The organism is Sphingomonas sp. AC435 (genome assembly GCF_979253005.1).
Window position 1 is genome coordinate 44,520 of sequence record NZ_CEEDCJ010000001.1, and the last position, 18,810, is coordinate 63,329.

10 protein-coding genes are annotated in these 18,810 nt (G+C 66.4%); 3 read left to right on the forward strand and 7 right to left on the reverse strand.

Annotated elements, in window-relative coordinates; all coding sequences use genetic code 11:
- The first annotated feature begins 185 nt into the window (after nt 1-185).
- On the forward strand, nt 186-1,415 hold the full coding sequence (locus AC0CH8_RS00210; protein WP_465238194.1) for an acyltransferase family protein: 1,230 nt from the start codon (nt 186-188) through the stop codon (nt 1,413-1,415).
- A 128-nt stretch (nt 1,416-1,543) separates the two neighbouring features.
- Here AC0CH8_RS00210 and AC0CH8_RS00215 read toward each other — a convergent pair whose 3' ends face one another.
- The 6 genes from AC0CH8_RS00215 to AC0CH8_RS00240 form a co-directional block, all read right to left on the reverse strand.
- Nucleotides 1,544-3,880 (reverse strand): GH92 family glycosyl hydrolase, encoded by a 2,337-nt coding sequence (locus AC0CH8_RS00215; protein WP_465238195.1) that lies wholly within the window; start codon nt 3,878-3,880, stop codon nt 1,544-1,546.
- 19 nt (nt 3,881-3,899) lie between these two features.
- Nucleotides 3,900-5,270, reverse strand: a complete 1,371-nt coding sequence (locus AC0CH8_RS00220; RefSeq protein WP_465238703.1) for a glycoside hydrolase family 125 protein — start codon at nt 5,268-5,270, stop codon at nt 3,900-3,902.
- A 50-nt stretch (nt 5,271-5,320) separates the two neighbouring features.
- Nucleotides 5,321-7,726, reverse strand: coding sequence for a GH92 family glycosyl hydrolase (locus AC0CH8_RS00225; RefSeq protein WP_465238196.1), 2,406 nt, complete (start codon nt 7,724-7,726; stop codon nt 5,321-5,323).
- A 37-nt stretch (nt 7,727-7,763) separates the two neighbouring features.
- Nucleotides 7,764-8,810 (reverse strand): glycoside hydrolase family 43 protein, encoded by a 1,047-nt coding sequence (locus tag AC0CH8_RS00230; protein WP_465238197.1) that lies wholly within the window; start codon nt 8,808-8,810, stop codon nt 7,764-7,766.
- Between the two features lie 58 nt (nt 8,811-8,868).
- On the reverse strand, nt 8,869-11,934 hold the full coding sequence (locus AC0CH8_RS00235; RefSeq protein ID WP_465238198.1) for a TonB-dependent receptor: 3,066 nt from the start codon (nt 11,932-11,934) through the stop codon (nt 8,869-8,871).
- Between the two features lie 307 nt (nt 11,935-12,241).
- Nucleotides 12,242-13,465 (reverse strand): ROK family transcriptional regulator, encoded by a 1,224-nt coding sequence (locus tag AC0CH8_RS00240; RefSeq protein ID WP_465238199.1) that lies wholly within the window; start codon nt 13,463-13,465, stop codon nt 12,242-12,244.
- Between the two features lie 192 nt (nt 13,466-13,657).
- Here AC0CH8_RS00240 and AC0CH8_RS00245 point away from each other — a divergent pair, with 192 nt between their 5' ends.
- Together AC0CH8_RS00245 and AC0CH8_RS00250 are read left to right on the forward strand one after the other, a co-directional pair.
- Nucleotides 13,658-14,557, forward strand: a complete 900-nt coding sequence (locus tag AC0CH8_RS00245) for an ROK family protein (protein ID WP_465238200.1) — start codon at nt 13,658-13,660, stop codon at nt 14,555-14,557.
- A gap of 25 nt (nt 14,558-14,582) precedes the next feature.
- Nucleotides 14,583-16,904, forward strand: coding sequence for a GH92 family glycosyl hydrolase (locus tag AC0CH8_RS00250; RefSeq protein ID WP_465238201.1), 2,322 nt, complete (start codon nt 14,583-14,585; stop codon nt 16,902-16,904).
- Nucleotides 16,905-17,122: 218 nt separating this feature from the next.
- Here the strand turns inward: AC0CH8_RS00250 and AC0CH8_RS00255 are convergent, their stop codons facing one another.
- Complete coding sequence (locus tag AC0CH8_RS00255) at nt 17,123-18,796, reverse strand: GMC family oxidoreductase (protein ID WP_465238202.1); 1,674 nt, start codon at nt 18,794-18,796, stop codon at nt 17,123-17,125.
- Between the last annotated feature and the right edge of the window lie 14 nt (nt 18,797-18,810).

An 18,810-nucleotide genomic window follows, 5' to 3' on the forward strand; every position in this document is an offset into this window, starting at 1 on the left:
GGCGGAGCGAGGCACTCCGGACCCCCATCCGGGGTGCCTTTTTTTTGCGCGCCCAATTTCGGGCGTGCCCAAATCCGAAAAGCACCGAAACGGCATGATTTGATGTCCTCGCCGCCCGCACACGCGGGAACATGCGCCACCACTCACGACGATGAGGGCGGGGCTGGACGACGGGGGAGACTGGAATGGGACGGGGGCTGGTCGAATCGGCACGGCGGGTGGCGCAACTGGACAGCTTGCGTGGGATCGCCGCGCTGCTGGTCGTGCTCCATCATTCGCGACAGGCGTTCATCAACGACGTGAACGATGCGACGACCGGGCTGTCGGCCTATCTGGACATGGGCAGGCTGGGCGTCGTCATATTCTTCATCATCAGCGGCTTCGTGATCGTCAAGGCGGTACCCGGCCGCGGACCGCGCTCCGTCGGCCTATTCTGGAAGCACCGGTTCTTCCGCCTGTTTCCCGCTTTTTGGATTTCCGTGATCCTCGCCACGATCGTCGCGCAACTGGTGGCGGGCAGCCAGTGCTGCGCGTTCGCGACGCCGGTCAGCCGCGACATCGTCCTCGCCAATATGACGATGATCCCGCTCCGCCTGCACGAGCCGATGCTGATCGGGGTGTACTGGTCGCTCGAGTTGGAGCTGTTCTTCTACGCGCTGATCTCCGCGATCGCATTGGCGGGCCGGAACGTGGGGCAGAACGGAGCACGCACCGTGACGCTGACGGCGTTCGGCATGTTCTTCGCGGCGATCGTCGCCGCCGGCGCCACGGCGATCCGCGAAGGCACCGGGGAAATCGGCAAGGATCAGGTGTTCCTCGCATTGCTGCACCTGTCGCTGATGTTCGCGGGCAGCGCGCTGCGCTATCATTGGGACGGCACGCCGCGTCGCGAAACCTTCCTGCGCGATATGCCGGTGGCGCTGAAGGCGTATCTGTTCCTGCGACTCGGCTTCTTCGTTGGCGTCGCGGCAATCAAGATGCGGCACGGCATCGAACCGCACACCTTCCGCGTCGCCGCCACGTACCTGCTCGGGATCGGCGGATTCCTCTGGTGCCTGCGATCATTCGACGGATCGTGGCTGGGCACCGTGGTCGGCAACCGTAGCTACGGCATCTACCTGGTCCACGTGCCGGTGATGAGCCTGCTGTCCTACGCTATCGCCCGGTCCGTGTTGCCGCCGCTGGGCTATGCGACGTACCTGATTGCGACATTGGCCGTGACCATGCTGCTCGCCGACCTGATGCGCCGCTTCGTGGAACGCCCGGCGATCCGGCTCGGCCACCTCCACGACCGTTGGGTATCGAACCGGCGCGTGCTGACGGTCGTTGCGCCGCCGGTCGCAGCACTGGCGGTGGAGCCGATCCCGGTGCCGGCGAACGATGCGCTGGCGAGACCGTCGACGCAGCAGGCGTGAGCGCGAGCAGCGAGAGTTGATAGCGTCATGCCGGGCTGGTGCCGACATCCACATCACCCGAGCCAGACGGCGTCGAGTTTGTTGCACGGCAGGATGCCGGGACGAACCCGGCATGACGAGCTACGCGATCATGCGGAAGGCCCCTGCCCCGCCCCGCGCCCGAACGACGGGGGCCGGTCCGCGACCGCCATCCCGAAGCGCGACGGCGCGGTGCCCATCGTGAACTCCAGTTCGCCACCACGGATCAGGTCGGCGTGCGCAATCCAGTTCTTCGTCCACGGCCGACCGTTCCAGCGCACCGACTGGACGTAGGGCGCATTCGGCGCGTTGCCGATCGCGCGGACGCGCAGCCTGCGCCCCTTGCCGACTTCGACCTCCGCCGTGTCGAACAGGGGCGATCCGAAGACGTAGATCGCGCTGACCGGATCGACCGGATAGAAGCCCAGCGCCGACAGCACGAACCACGCGCTCATCTGGCCGCAATCGTCGTTACCGATCACACCGTCCGGGTCCGCCTTGTACATCTCCACGCACAGGCGCCGCACCATCGCCTGCGTCTTCCACGGCGCACCGGCATAGGCGTAGAGATAGGCGGCATGCTGGTCCGGTTCGTTGCCGTGCGCATACTGTCCAACCAGCCCGGTGATGTCGGGCGGCGCGTTGCGCGGCAATGTCGACGGCGCGGTGAAGAACGCGTCGAGCTTGCGCACATAGTTGTCGTCGCCGCCGAACAGCTCGATCATCCCGTAAATGTCGTGCTGGTTCAGGAACGTCGCCTGCCAGCCGTTCGCCTCCGTATAATCGCGGTACTTCTCCGGATTATGGCCAAGCTGGATCGGATCGTACGGCGTCCACCACTTGCCATCCGCAAAGCGCGGGCGGGCGAAGCCGATCGAGGGATCGATGACGTTGCGATAGTTGCGGCTGCGCTGGCGCAGCGCCGCCGCGTCGTCGCCTGCGCCGACCGCATCGGCCAGCACCGCCATCGCCCAGTCGTCATACGCATATTCCTGCGTCCGGCTGACCGACTCCCAGATCTTGTCGGCGGGCACATAGCCCAGGTCGTAATAGAAACCGCGGCCCAGGGTGCTGTCGGCATCCTTCAGCGTGCGGTCGAACGCGCGACGGCGGATCATCGGCCAGGCGGCGGCATAGTCCGCCTCGATCCCCTTCGCCTTCGCCTCCGCCAGCACCGACACTGCGTGCCAGCCGGTCATCGTCCCGGTCTCCACGCCCTGCAGCGGCCAGATCGGCGGGCCGTACGGGCTCTGTGCGGTCTGGCGGATCAGGTCTCGGGTCAGCAGCGTCGCCACCTCCGGCCGCACGATCGTCAGCAGCGGGTGCAGCGCGCGGTACGTGTCCCACAGCGAATAGGCGCTGTAGGCCTTTTCGCCCGCCGGCACGCTATGCACCTGCCGGTCGAGCCCGACATAGCGGCCATCGCGATCGGTGAAGAGCGTGGGCGACACGAAGCTGTGATACAGCGCGCTCGCCATGATCGTGCGCTGCGCCTCCGTGCCGCCCGACACCTTCACGCAATCGAGTTCCTTCGTCCACGCACGTGCCGCCGCCTTGCGCGTCGCGTCGAACGGCCAGCCCGGCGCTTCCGCCGCGAGAGCCGCCTTCGCGCCCTCGACATCGACCGCGCTGATGCCGGTCTTGATCTCGATCGGCGCGCCGCCCGCCTCGTCGAAGAAGAACGCGACCTTGAGCGTGTTGCCCGTCACGCCGGTGGCGCCGGCCGCGGCCGGCGCATCGCTGTCGCCGAAGAACTGCACGCGGTCGGGCTGGCGTGACATCCGCATTGCGAAGTGGATGCGGCGGCCCTTGGCCCAGCGATGGACGCGGCGGCTGCCGGTCAACAGCCCGTCCGGCGACAGCGCCAGCGACGCCTCGTCGACCAGCGTTCCCTTGTCCCACACGTCGAGGATCATATGCGCGAAGTCGATCAGGATGTGGCCCGGCCCGGCCGGGAAGCGATAACGGTGCTGCCCGGTCCGCTCCGTCACGGTCAGCTCCGCCAGCACGCCCGATTCCAGCTTCACGCGGTAATAGCCCGGCTCCGCGTGCTCCTCGGAGAACCGCTGTCGATAGCCCGCATCGGGATTGTCGAGAGGCCCCGGCTGCAATTGCAGCGGCCCCGTCGTGGGCACCACCAGCACGTCGAGCATGTCGCCGATGCCCGTGCCCGACAGGTGCGTGTGCGAGAAGCCCATGATCGACGTGTCGGTCCGGTGATAACCCGAACACGCGTCCCAGCGTTTGTTGTCGGTGTCGGGGCCAAGCTGCACCATCCCGAACGGCATCGATGGCCCCGGGAAGGTATGGCCATGACCGCCGGTGCCGACGAACAGGTCTGGCTTCCCCGCCACGGCGCGTGCCGCGAACGCGGGGGCGGGCAGCGCACCGGCGACGCCGGCCAGCCCGGTCGTCGCCAATACCTGTCGGCGGGTCGTGGTCGTCAAAGCGTGTCTCCGGGTGAAATCAGATTTTGGCGGCGAGCAATGCCGGCTTGCGCTTTTCCAGGTCGAGGATCAACTCGCCGAACAGCCCGTTCGCCCACGCAAACCAGCTTCGCGTGAACTTCGCCGGGTCATCCTTGTGAAAAGATTCGTGCATGAAGCCGGTGCCGCCATGCGTCGTCTTCAGCCACGACAGGCATTGCCGGATCACGGCCTCGTCGTCGCTGTTCATCGCGTGCGTGACGATCGACATCGGCCAGATCATGTCCAGCCCGATATGCGGCCCGCCGATCCCCTTCGCGGCGGTGCCGCTGAAGAAATACGGATTACGATCGCTGCACGCCAGCGCGGCGGTGCGGCGGAACAGCGGGTCGGTGCGATCCGCCGCGCCGAGCAGCGGCAGGCCAGACAAGGACGGCACATTGGCGTCGTCCATAAACACGGCGTTGCCATATCCGTCGACCTCGTACGCCCAGACCTCGCCACCCTGCCCGTCCGGCATCTTCCCGCACTGGCGCAGCGCCGCCTCGACCTCGGTCGCCAGCGCCTCCGCATCGGTCGCCGCCGCGGTGTCGCCGCGCGCCTCGCGCTGGACCGTCGCCATCATGCGCAGCGCGGACACCGCGAAGAGGTTGGACGGGATCAGGAACGGGTACAGCGTGGCATCGTCGGACGGGCGGAACATCGAATGGATCAGCCCGACCTTCTTCGTCGGTGCGCCCAGCCCCTCGAACATCAGCGTCTCGGTCGGGGAGACGTTCAGCCGCTGAAACCGGTACGGACCGGGGCCGTCCTTGCGCTGCTGCTCCCGGAACGTGGCGACGGCGCGAGCCATCGCCTGCGCCCAGAGGGCGTCGAACGGCGTCTTGTCGCGCGTCGTCGTCCAGTACGCATGCGCCAGCCGCATCGGATAGCAGAGCGAGTCGATCTCCCACTTCCGCTCGGCCACGCCCGGCTTCATCTCGGTCTGGTCGGTCCGCGCACCGAGGTTCGACTTTGCGGTCGGGTCCTCCATGAACGCGTTGGCATAGGGATCGATCAGGATGCAGCGCGCCTGCCGCTGGATCAGCCCCGCGAACAGCTTCCGCAGCTTAGCGTCGCGGGGCGCGAGATGGACATAGGTCTGGAGTTGCGCGGAGCTGTCGCGCAGCCACAGCGCCTCGATATCGCCGGTGATGACGAACGCGTCGGGCCTGCCGCCGATTTCCGAATATTGGACCGTCGTGTCGAGCGTGTTCGGGTAGCAATTCTCGAACAGCCACGCGAGTTCGGGGTCGGCGATCTTCGCCTTTACGCGCGCGATCTCCGCCTCCACCGCCTTGCTGACGAAGCGGCGCTGCGCCACCGGCGGCCGCTTGCTGGCGAGGCCGGTGGTTGCCGCCCGCAGCGGCATCGCGCTCGTCACGGCCAGCGCCGCACTACCGGTCAGCATGTCGCGCCGGTTCACTTCTGCGCACTCCGCGCCGTATTCGGGGCCGCGCCTTGGGGCGCACTCATCGAGAACGGCGCATCCGCCTTGCGCGTGCCCCAGTTGCGGTTCGGCGTCGGCCCCATCACGAAGCGCAGATTGCCACCCTGCTTCAGTGCGTCGCGCGACAGCCAGGGCTTGTCGTACGCCTTGCCGTTGAAGCGCACGGACTGGATGTAGACGTTGTCCGGCCCGTTGTTCTGCGCCTCGATCGTCAGCGTCCTGCCGCCCGGCATCGCCAGGCGGACGTTGCGGAACAGCGGACTGCCGACCGCATATTGCCCGACCGCGGGCGTCACCGGATAGAAGCCGAGCGCGGAGAACACGTACCACGCCGATGTCTGGCCGTTATCCTCGTCGCCCGGATAGCCGTCCGGCGCGGAGGAATAGAGCTTCCGCATCACGTCGCGGACGTGGAACTGCGTCTTCCACGGCTGGCCCGCCCAATCGTACAGGTAGATCATGTGCTGGATCGGCTGGTTGCCGTGTGCGTACTGGCCCATATCGACGATCTGCATCTCGCGGATCTCGTGGATGACCTGCCCATAATAGCTGTCGTCGAAGATCGGCGGCGTGGTGAACACCGAATCCAGCCGGTCGGTGAACGCCTTGTCGCCACCCATCAGGTCGATCAGGCCCTGCACGTCCTGCATGACGGACCAGCTGTAATGGACCGAATTGCCTTCCGTGAAGGCGTCGCCCCATTTGTACGGATTGAACGGCGTCGACCACGAACCGTCCTGGTTGCGACCGCGCATCCAGCCACTCTCTGTGTCGAACAGCTTGCGGTAATTCTGCGCGCGACCCGCATAGAGCTTGGCGTCCTCGGTCTTGCCGAGCGCGGTGGCGAGGCGCGACAGCGAGAAATCGGCGGTGGCATATTCCAGCGTGCGCGCCGCATTCTCGTTGATGTCGACGTCGTACGGCACGTAACCGAGGCGGTTGTAATATTCGACGCCCTCGCGCCCGACCGCGCCCACGACCTTGCCCTTCTTGTCGCGCGGGCGCCCCTCGGACGTGGTCGCGTTCTTGACCATCGCCTCGTACAGCGTGTTCACGTCGAAGCCGCGCACGCCCGCCGAATAGGCGTCGGCGATCAGGTTTGCGGAATTGGACCCGATCATCACGTCGCGGTGGCCGGGGCTGGCCCATTCGGGCAACCAGCCGGACTCCTTGTACGTGTTGACCAGCCCCTGCATGATCTCCCCGTCCCGCTCCGGATACATCAGCGCGAAGAAGGGGAAGACCGCACGCCACGTGTCCCAGAAACCGTTGTCGGTATACAGCGGGCCGGCATGGACCTTGCCGTCATACGGGCTGTAATGGACCGTCTGGCCGCCCGCATCGACCTCGTGGAAGGTGCGCGGGAATTGCAGCATCCGGTACAGCGCCGAATAGAAGATGCGCCGGTTCTCGGTATCGGGATCGGTGACCTCGATACGGTCGAACTCGCGCTGCCACGCGGTCTTCGCCTTCGCCTTCGTCTGCTCGAACCCGTCGCGGCCGATCTCCGCGTCCAGATTGCGCGCGGCCTGTTCGGCGCTGATGAAGGACGATGCGACCTTGACCGAGACCTGTTCGCCCTTGGCGGTGCGGAAGCTGACGACCGCGCCGACATGATCACCCTCGCGCGTCGGTGCGGCGGTGACCTGGCCGTTGTCGTCCCATGTCCGCGTGACGGTGAAGTCGTGGTCGAACTCGGCGACGAACCAGTTGTGGAAATTGGCCGGCACGCCGCCGCTGTTGTTGCGGACGTAACCGGTGATCCGCCGCCGCGCGGGATCGACCGACACCATCGAACCGCCCGCCTGTCCGTCGATCAGGATGTGCGCGTCGTCACTCTTGGGAAAGGTGAAGCGGAACTGCGCGGCGCGGTTGGTCGGCGCCACCTCCGCCGTGACGTCGTAATCGGCCAGATACACCTTGTAGCTGTACGGCCGGCTTTCTTCCGCCTTGTGGCTGTACCACGATGCGCGCTCGTCCTGCTTGACGCGCAGCGGCCCCGTCATCGCCATCAGCGCCAGCGCGGCGTAATCGTTCATCCACGGACTGGGCTGGTGCGTCTGCTTGATGCCGTTGATCTTGTTCGCGTCATAGGTGTAGCCCCAGCCGCTACCGAGCTTCCCCGTCACCGGCGTCCAGGCATTCATCCCGAACGGCACCGCGACCGCCGGGTACGTGTTGCCGTAGGACAGTTCGTAGCTGGAATCGGTGCCCATCAGCGGATTGACGAGATCGACGGACGCGGTCCGAGCGGTCGCCCCCGCTTGCGGCCGCGCGAACGCCGCGCCGGCGTCGATCACGCCCGTCGCCAGCATCGATCCGGCGAACAGCGTCGCGACCGCGGCGCGCAGCGGCCGGGTGGTCAGGATGCGCTTCATGTCATTCTCTCCCATCGCGCATCGGCGCGTGTCGTCGTCATCGTCTGGCGATCAGCGGCCGGGGTGCGACACCGCTGTTCGTCATCTTGACCGGCCGGATCGTACCATCGGCGGCGAAGCTCAGGCGATCGATCGCGACCTGACGATGCTCGCCCTTGTCGTCGTTCAGCGGGCGGCGGTGATAGACGATGTACCAGTCGTCGGTGCCGGGCACGTTGACGACGGAATGATGCCCCGCGCCGCGCGCGATCGTCATGTCCTGCGCCAGGATCTTGCCCTTGGGCGTGAACGGACCGAGCGCGGTCGGCCCCGTCGCATAGGCGACGCTGTAATCGGGGCCGGTCCAGCCACCCTCCGACCACATCAGGTAATATACGCCCTTGCGCTTGATGACGAACGATCCCTCGACATAGCCGGGCGGCGTGATCTCCTTGTAGGTCGTTCCGTCCGCGAACGGCTTCACGCTGCGCAGGTCGTCGCTCAGCCGCACGACGTTGCAGTGCTTCCAGCCGCCGTAGAACAGGTACACCTGCCCGTCGTCGTCGCGGAACACGAACGGGTCGATCGGCTGTGCGCCATTGTGGAATGTATCGATCAGCGGCTTGCCGATCGCATCGCGGAACGGCCCGCCGGGCGTATCGCTGACCGCCAGCCCGATACCGCCGACCTCCGCATCGCTCTGGATGTCGTTGGCGCTGAAGAACATGTAGTATTTGCCGTGCGCGTCGATCACCGTCGGCGCCCAGATCGCGTAGGATGCCCAGGCGACGTTCGTCACGTCCAGCACGTGCGGGTGCTTGGTCCAGTGGACCAGATCGTTCGACGAGAACGCGTTGAAGAACGTCTGCTTCCCATAGGACGGCCGCACCATCCGGCGCTTGCGGTCCTCCTGCTGGCGCGCGGAAAAGCGTGTCGTGACGTCGGGCTTGCCGTCGTCGTCGGAATAGGTCGGGTAGATCCAGTAGCGGTTCTGGAAGACGCGGATTTCCGGGTCGGCGTACCAGCCCTTGACGATCGGGTTCGCCGCGATGACCGCCACCGGCAGGGTCAGCAGCGCCAGTCCGGCCAGCAGCGCCTTCTTCATCTCGCGTCCTTCCCGAACGGCCGGGCCGGGATGCTCGCGATCCCGGCCCGATTTAGCATCAGAACTTGTACGACACGCCGACATAGGCGCGACGACCCGAATAGAGGTTCGAGATGAACCGCGCATCGGTGTCGTTGCCCAGATGCTGGCGCTGTTCCGACTTGGTCAGGTTGATGATCGACGCGCTCAGCACGACGTTGTCGAGCAGGTTGTACGACGCGTTCAGATCGATCTGCTCGTACGGGTTGTCGTAGACGTTCAACCCGGACTGAAGCCCGCGGACGACCTCGCCACGACGATTGTACGACGCGCGGAGCAGCATCTTGTCGGTCTCGTAGAACAGCGACGCGTTGACCTGCGTCTTGGCGCTGCCGATCAGCGGCGAGCTGCCGACATTCTGCCCGTCGACCGTGATCTGCGCGACCGACGTATCGTTGTAGGTGAAGTTCACCTGCGCGCCGAGACCGAACGGCAGCGTGTGCTGCGCGTACACCTCGACACCCTGCGACCGCGCGTTGGAGCCGTTGGCGACCGTGCTGTACGGCTGGATCAGAACCTGCTCGCCGTTCACCGTCTGCGTCACGTCGAGCACCAGCGGCACGATGAAGTCCGACACGTCTTTGCGGAACAGCGTCGCGCCCAGCACCGACCCGCGCTTGAAATACCATTCGATGCCGATGTCGTACTGCCACGCCTTGAACGGGTTGAGCGCACTGTTGCCGCCCGATCCGGACCAGCCCTCGCGCTCGCCGAACTGACGCCGGTCGAACGCGTATTCGGGCGTGCGGAACGTCAGGTTGCGCTGCGATCCCAGGTTGCTGAACGCCGGGCGGGAGACGACCTTGGCGATCGCGCCGCGCAGCAGCAGGTTCTCGGTCACGTCGAACGCCGCGTTCACGCTCGGCAGCCAGTCGTCGTACGTCCGGGTCTGGTCGAGCCGCGTGTTGACGATCTGCTCCCGCTGCGCGAGCGGCAGCACGATGCAGTTGCCGTCCGCCCCGACCGGGGGGGTCTCGAACGGTCCACCGGGCGCGTTCACGCAGTAATCGGACAGTAGCTGCAACCGGTCCGACGTGACGCCGGTCTGCTTCGTGTTGACGTAGCGCAGGCCGATATTGCCGCGGAAGCGATCGGTCTTGAAGTTGGTCTGGACGTACCCTGCCCAGATCCGCTCGCCGATGTCGTAGACGAAGTCGGTCTCGTCGACGCGTACCGCTTCGCCGTACGTCGTGTTCAGGTAATTCAGGTAGTTCTGGAAATCGATCGCCGGGAACGCATTGCCGGTAAAACCACCGGCGATATTGCCGATCGGCTTGTCGAAGAAGAACCCCGGCTGTGTCGTCGCGGCCCCGGGCGTGTCCTGATAGCGGAGCTGCGTCGCAGGATCGGCATACCATTCGTTGCGGCCCGTGGAGCGATGCACGCCACCGTCGCGCCACTTGGCGCCGACCTGCACCGAGTCGAGGAACGTCTCGAACTTCCGCGTCAGGTCCAGCTGCGCGTAACGCTGGTCGATGCGGCTGCGGTTGAACGACGAGTTGGTCGAACCCAGATCGATCTGTGTCAGGCCCTTGTTGATGTTGTCCTGAAGCTCCGGCGAGAACTCGAAATTGGCCGACTGGTCGGTGAAGTTCCACGCGCTGTACAGGTTGCCGTTGATGCCGCTGGTGCCGTTCACGACGCGCGGCTTGGCGGCGACGCTGAACCGGCCGGAGGGGCCGCCGGTGGCGCGCGTCTTGCCGATCTTGAACGTCGCCTCGAACCGGTCGCGGGCGAACGCGCCCTCGACGTCGAAGGTGTTGGAGACGGACTTCTCGCGGCTGTACGTGCCGTAGATCTGTGGCGTCTCCATCGTGCACGGCGGCTGGTTGCCGACCTGCACGCGGCACCCGGTCCCGTCCTGCGGCACGGTGAACTGCGCCGATTGGAAGATCGTGCCGCTGGGGTCCAGCGACGCACCCGAGAAGAAGTTGCCGTAACCCCATTCCGGGATCTGGATGCCGTTGCTGACGAAGTTGTCGTTGACCTGGAAGCGGAAGTAGTTCGCCGTGACGGTGAAGTCCTCGAACGGCTTCATCTGCGCGGTCGCCTGGATCCCGAGCCGCTTGCGCCGCTGGTCGGTGATCGTCTGGCTGACCTGCTGCGGCGCCCAGTACCCGGAATAACGCTGCCCCGACTGCGTCGTCGCGCCGGTATTCTCCGGCCAGTAGGAGATCGCATCGTCATTGGCGAAGGTGTTGCCGTTGACGTCGGTCGCCGGCTCGCTCGCGCGGTCGTACGTCCACCAGTTCCAGCTCGACGCCGCGGCGCGGTGATCGCGCACGGTGCGGACCTGGTAGGTGCCGCCGACCAGCACGCCGAACGTCTCGTCCGCATTCTTCCACGACAGCTGGCCACCGATCTGCGGCTCCACCTTCTTCGTCACGTCGGCATAGGTGCCTTCGGCGGAGATGAAGCCGCTGAGCGACTTCAGGTCGAGCGGTCGGCGCGTGTGCAGGATGATCGTGCCGCCGACGCCGCCCTCGTCGAGGCGCGCTTCGGGCGACTTGAACACGTCGACGCTGCCGATCATGTTCGACGGCAGCAGCAGATAGTTGAACGAGCGCGACGGCTCGTTGTCGTCGGCGGACGCGATGAAATTGCCGTTGAGCTGCGTCAGCGTCAGGTCCGACTGGAGACCACGGATGCTGACGCGCGAACCCTCGCCACCGTCGCGATCGATGATGATGCCGGGCACGCGTTGCAGCGAATCGGCCACGTTCTTGTCGGGGAACTTGCCGATGTCCTCCGCGGTGATGACGTCGACGAACGCATTCGCCTCGCGCTTGCGGCTCAGGCTCTGTTCGATCGACTGGCGGTATCCCGTCACGACGATATCACCCCCGGCCGCATCGTCCTGCGGCGCGGCCGTGGCGGCGTCGCCCAGCGGCGCGGCCTGGTTCTCGGTGCCCGGCTGGTTCGATGGCGCCTGCGCCTGCGGCGTTTCCACCGGTTGTGCCGTCGCAGGGGCGGTGGCGGGCGACGTGGCCTGCTGCGCCTGCGCAGAGCCCGCACCGATGACGAGAGTGGCGGTCGCCAGCAAATGCGGCAGCGCGCGGCGGCGATAGCGATCGGAAACGGTCATGCGAAATCCTCCCACGGGTCGGACGCGCTCTGCGTCGCCAACCTCAGTCCCACGACCGTCTGCTGCCGCGTCCCTACCCCACGGGGCGGACGGCGATCGGCAGCGGCCTGAGGCGCATTTCGCAATATGAAAAGCAAATTGTCAATAGAATGATATAGATAGGTCCTATCCGGTCATAGATGAAGCGATGCAAATGATTGCGGTATCGCTCCCATCAAGTAGCGAGCCGGAAAGGGAAGTTGGGTTCATCTCCGAAGCGGGAAACGAATCGCGCGGCCGCGGACCGGTGCGCGCGCCACGACGTGTCCTACATCGGTATGCCCACGCGGGTGACCGCGCCGTCGCCCTGCGCGGCCTTCCACAACGCTCCCGGCTTGGGCAGCAGGAAGTGGCTGAAGGGCAGGATCGCGGCACCTACCGCCGGCGCATCCTCCGACAGCGCGGCCCGCGCGACCGGTGCGATCGCCGGCGCATCCGTGGCATCGCCGATCCGCGCGTTCACCCGCTCCGCCAGTTGCTCGACGATCGCGCTCGGGAGTCGCCCGCCGATCAGCACCACCGCCGGATTGATGAGGCAATTGATCGCATCGAGCGGCGTGCACAGCCGTTGCGCGGCACGGTCCACCCACCGATCGACGCACGCCGCCAGCGCAGCGTCGCGGTTACCGCCGCGCAGCATGTCGGCCAGTGCGAATCCCTCGCCGCGCAGATGCTCGGCCAACCCCGATAACGAGACCAGCGCCTGCACCTGCTCCTGCCCGCCCTCACCGTCCGGCGCGAGCATGAAGCCCAGTTCGCCGCTGCGCCCGTTCGCGCCGCGTGCATACGCGCCGTCGATCACGAAGCCGCCTCCGAGCCCGGAGGAGATGAGGATGTAGAAGAAGCTGTTGAAGCTCTGCCCGAGCCCCAATTGCATCTCGCCCGTCGCCGCCGCCGCTGCATCGTTCTCCACGAACACGGCGAGGGGCAGCGGCTGCGCGAACAGCTCGGCCATGTCGACGTCGTTCCACGCCGCATAGGCCGCCGGTCGGCCCGGCAGATCGACCGACCCGAGATCATCGGGCACCGCGACGCCCAGCCCGACCAGCTTCGCCGGATCGACGTTCGCACTCTTCAACATCGGCTTGATCGAGCGGCGGTACAGCGCGCGGACATCCTCCGGCAACGCGAAGTCGATCTCCTCCGATTTGCGTGCCAGCACGTCGCCCGCGAAATCGACCAGCACGATCGTCATGTGGTCGCGGTCGACATTGACGCCGATCGAGTAACAGGCGTCGCGCCGCACCTCCAAATTGGTCGGTGGCTGCCCCCGACCGCCGCGACGCTGGCCCGCCTCCTCGATCAATCCGTCCTGCAACAGCCGGCGCGTGATGTTGGCGATGGCCGGCGCGGTCAGGCCGGTGATCCGCGCCAGATCGACCCGCGTCAGCGATCCGCCGACGCGGATCGCGTGCAGCGTCACACGCTGGTTGTGGTCGGCGGCGCGTTCCAAATTGGTCCCCGACAGCCGCGGGACATCGCGGCGCGTCACGCCGCTATCGCGATCGAGCTTAGGGCGGCACCCGGCCGGCCGATCGTCAGAACCCGCTGCCCCATTCGTCCTCCCCCGCAAGATCGCTGTTTGAATTATGCAATTTGATTGTTTAATCGGCTGCGATCATCGCACAAGAGCGAAGCAGACGACCGGTATCGAGTAAAGCCGGCACGTAAGGGGACAGGACGCTTGGGTCCAGATACGCAGCATCGCCACCCATTTGCGGGCATCGAGCTCGGCGGCACCAAATGCGTCTGTACGCTGGCGCACGGTCCCGGCGAGATCGTCGATCAGCGAACCATTCCGACCACGCTGCCGGCCGAGACGCTCGCAGCGATCCTGACGACGTTGCGCAACTGGGATGCGGCGCATGGCTTCGCTGCGGTCGGGATCGCGTCGTTCGGGCCGGTCTGCCTCGACCACGCCGATCACCGCTACGGACATATCCTGGCGACGAACAAGCCCGGCTGGCGCGACACCGATATCGTCGGGCCGATCGCCGCCGCCGTCGATCGACCGGTCGGATTCGACACGGATGTCAACGGCGCCGCGCTGGCGGAGATGCGCTGGGGCTGCGCGCAGGGCTTGCACGACTTCGCCTATGTCACGGTCGGCACCGGCGTCGGCGTCGGCCTGATCGTCCACGGCAAACCCACGCGCGGCATCAGCCATAGCGAGATCGGCCATATCCGGGTGCCGCGCCTGCCGGACGATAGTGTCGCCAGCGCCTGCATCTACCACGACGATTGCGTCGAGGGTCTGGCGTCGGGCAGCGCGCTGGTCGTGCGGCTCAAAGGTCGCGCGGTCGCCGACGTGGCGGCGGACGATCCGGTCTGGGACCCGGTCGTCGCGACGCTGGCGGCGATGTGTCATTCGCTCGTCGCCACCACCGGACCCCTGCGCATCGCGATCGGCGGCGGCGTGCTCAACCGCCAGCCGCATCTGCTGCCGCGAATCGAATCGGCGCTGGAGCGCAGTCTGGGCGGCTACATGGATCTGCCCGACACCCGCCCCTTCATCACCGCGCCGGCGTTGGGCGATCTGGCGGGGCCGCTCGGCTCGATCGTCCTCGCCGCCAACGCGCTCTGACATCCCCATCCGGAAAGGTCCGACTATGGCATCCAAGCTGCACCGCCTCGGCCTGACCGCCGCGCTGATCCTGACGTCTCCGCTCGCCGCGCAGGACGCGGTCCGCCCGTCCGACGCGGTCGATCCGTTCATCGGCACCGGAGGAGAGGGTCACACCTTTCCCGGCGCGGTCGCACCGTTCGGGATGGTGCAATTGTCGCCGGACACCGACACCGGTTGCCAGATCCGCGACTGTTACGGCCACGCCGCGGGCTATCGCTACGACGATCCCACGATCGAGGGGTTCAGCCACACGCATTTCTCCGGCGCGGGCCATTCCGATCTCGGCGACATCCTCGTCATGCCGGTCTCGGGCGATACGGTGCCGATGGATCCCGGCACCCCCGCCGCGCCCGGCTATCGGTCGAAGTTCGCGCACGCGACCGAAACCGCCCGCCCCGGCTATTACGCCGTCACGCTCGACGGTCCCGGCGTGCGTGCGGAGATGACCGCCGGCACGCGGGTCGGAGTCCACCGCTACGCTTTCCCCAAGGGCCGCGCGGCGCATCTGGTCGTCGACCTGCGCTCGTCGCTGTACAATTATCCGGGCAAGATCCTCTGGTCCGGGTTGCATCTGCGTCCCGACGGCATCCTGACGGGCTTCCGCGAGACGCGCGGTTGGGCACCGGGCCGCAAGCTGTTCTTCGCGATGCGCTTTTCCGCACCGCTCACCGGGCACGCCCTGGTCGACCGCGACAAGGACGTCCCCTATCGCGGCTTCCAGGGACCCGGCCGCGGCAGCGATGCGCTCGCGGAAAAGCTCGGCAGGGCGCTGGAGGCGCGGCTCGACTTCGGCAAGCTCGACCGCCCGCTGGAGGTGAAGGTCGCGCTGTCCGGCGTCGACGAGGCCGGCGCGGTCGCCAACCTGTCGGCCGAACCCGGCGACTTCGACGCGGTCCTCGCCCGCACCCGCACTTCGTGGGACGACGCGCTGGGCGCTGTCGCGATCGAGGCGGCGACACCGATGAAGCGCATCGTCGCGACCGCGCTCTACCACAGCCTGCTGGCGCCCAGCGTCTGGAGCGACGCCGACGGGCGCTGGCGCGGTCCCGACGATCAGGTGCATGTCGCGGACGGTTACACCGTACGCTCCACCTTTTCGCTGTGGGACACGTTCCGCGCCGAACATCCGCTGCTGACGCTGATCCAGCCGGAGCGCACCACCACCGATGTCGTCCGCTCGCTGGTCGACAGCCAGCGCTACAGCCCCGACGGTATCCTGCCCGTCTGGCAGTTCGCGGGGCGCGAGACGTGGACGATGATCGGCTACCACGCCGTGCCCGTGATCGCCGATGCGTACATGAAGGGCCTGCGCGGCTTCGACGCCAACGCCGCGCTCGACGCGATGGTCGCGAGCGCCGACGCCAAGGCCTATGGCGGTCTCGGCGAGTATATCGCGCGCGGCTACGTGCCGATCGACAAGGAGCCGGAGGCGGCGTCGAAGACCGTCGAATACGCCTATGACGACTGGACGATCGCCCGCATGGCGCGCGCGATGGGCCGCACCGATGTCGCCGCGCGGTTCGAAAAGCGCGCCGGCAACTGGCGCAACAGCTTCGACGCCAAGACCGGCTGGCTCCGCGCCCGCAAAAGCGACGGCAGCTTTCGCGTGCCGTTCGATCCGACCGCGATCAACTACGGGTCCGACTATACCGAGGGCAATGCATGGCAATATAGCTGGTTCATGCCGCAGGATCAGGCCGGGCTTATCCGCCTGCTCGGCGGCGACCGCAAGACCATCGCCAAGCTCGACGCGATGTTCGATTACGACAACTCGAAGCTCGACTACAGTCACGCCGAGGACATTGCCGGGCTGATCGGCCAGTATATTCACGGCAACGAACCGAGCCACCACGTCGCCTATATGTACAACTTCGCCGGCGCGCCGTGGCGCACGCAGGAGCGGTTGGCGCAGATCGTCGGGTCGCAGTACAAGGCAACGCCGGACGGACTGTCGGGCAACGACGATCTCGGTCAGATGTCGGCGTGGCTGGTGTTCACGTCGCTCGGCTTCTACCCCGTCGCGCCGGGATCGAACGAGTACGTCATCGGCCGCCCCTTCGTCGACCGCGCGACGCTGCGCCTGCCCAACGGCAAGCAGTTCGCGATCGTCGCGGACGGCCTGTCGGACGCGAATCGCTACGTCGCTTCGGTGACGCTCAACGACCGTCCCCTGACCCGCAGCGTGATCCGCGACGAGGACATCCGAGCCGGCGGCACGTTGCGGTTCACGATGGCCAGCACGCCGAACAAGGTCTGGGGCAGCGACGCGAAGGCGCGGCCGTACTCGATGTCGACGGCGCGATAGGCGGCAACGAGGACCTCAGCACTATACTTCTTACCCACCCCGGCGAATGCCGGGGTCCAGTTGCCACGAATTCGGTGAGATGCACTGCCTGTGCCGAGACTGGACCCCGGCCTTCGCCGGGGTGGTGGCAAATCAGAGGCCAGCCAAGCCTCGGCCAGTTGAGGACGAGGGGGGCCTCGCCGCCAGCACACCGCCGGCGAACGAAGCCCCCCGCCCGATCAGGCCCGCATCGCCTTCACCGCATGATCCGCGGCACGCGCGGTGAGCGCCATGAAGGTCAGCGACGGGTTCACGCACGACACCGACGCCATCTGCGCGCCGTCCGTGACGTACAGGTTCGACGCATCGTGCGCCTGGCTCCAGCCGTTCAAGACCGACTTGCGCGGGTCTGCGCCCATGCGCGCGCCGCCCATCTCGTGGATGGCGTCACCCGGAACATGCTCGCTTTCCGAACTGGAGACGTTCAGCAGGCCCGCCTCGCGCAGCATCATCTCGCCCTGCTGACGCGCGTCCTTCATCATCTTCAGCTCGTTGTCGCGGAACGTCACGTCGAACCGCATCACCGGCATCCCGAACCGGTCGAGCTTGTTGGCGTTCAGCGACACGCGATTGTCGGCATAGGGCAGGCATTCGCCGAACGCGCCCATGTCGAACTTCCAGCCGCCATACTTGCGCATGCCCTCCTTCATCGAGGCACCGAAGCCGACCGGCTTCGCCGGCTCGCGCCGCGCGCTGCCCTGATAGCCGTAGCCGCGCTTGAAGCCGACACCCTCTTCGCCGCCGATGTTGCGGAACCGGGGGACGTAGACGCCGCCGGGACGACGACCATATTCGATATAGTCTTCCATGCCCGGAATGTCGCCGCGCACACCAACGCGGAAGATGTGGTCCATCACGTACCGGCCCAGCGTGCCGCTATTGTCGAAATAGCTCTTGTCGCTGCCCGGCGCGCGGGAGTTCATCAGGATCTGAGTCGAGGCCATCGCGGACGCGCACAGGAACACCAGATCGGCATTCACGACCTGCGCCTGCCCGGTCTTCGCATCAACGTAACGGACACCCGTCACCTTCTTCCGCGCGGCATCATATTCCAGGTTGGTGACCACCGCGTCGGACCGCAGCGTCAGCTTGCCCGTCGCCCGCGCCGCCGGCAACGTCACCGCCTGCGTCGAGAAATACGCGCCGAACGAGCAGCCGTTGCTGCACTGGTTGCGGAACTGGCACTTGGTCCGGTTCTGGTCCGGCTTGTCCTGCGTCATGTTCGACAGGCGCGTGTTGATCAGCTTGCGACCGGGGAACTTCGCCTCCAGCCGCTGCTTCACCCACTTCTCGGCGATGTTCATCGGCATCGGCGGCTGGAAGTCGCTGTCGGGCAGGTACGGCAGGTTCTCGCGCGAGCCCGACACGCCGATGTATTTCTCGATGTAGCTGTACCACGGCGCGACGTCGTCATAGCCGATCGGCCAGACGCCATCGATCCCGTCACGCTTGTTCGCCTCGAAATCCTCCGGCGCCCAGCGGAAGCTCCAGCGACCCCAGATCAGCGACTTGCCGCCGACCGCACCCGGACGGATCCAGTAGAACGGGCTGCCTTCGTCGTAGTCGTACGGATTGGCCTTGTCGTCGTTGTAGAACTTCTGGTTGCTCGGCGCGACGTAGCCGTGCTTGGCGATGAAGTAATTACTCTGCATCAGCGACTGCGGCATCATGTTGCGCGCCGGCACTTCGTAGGCGGGCTTGCCGTCGTAGGTATAGCCCTCCTGGTGCTCGACCATCACGCCGCGGTCCAGCATCAGGACGCGCAGGCCCTTTTCCGTCAATTCCTTCGCGGCGAAACCGCCGCTGACGCCCGATCCGATGACGATCGCGTCGAACCTGTTCGTGGAAGCCATAATATCCTCTCCCC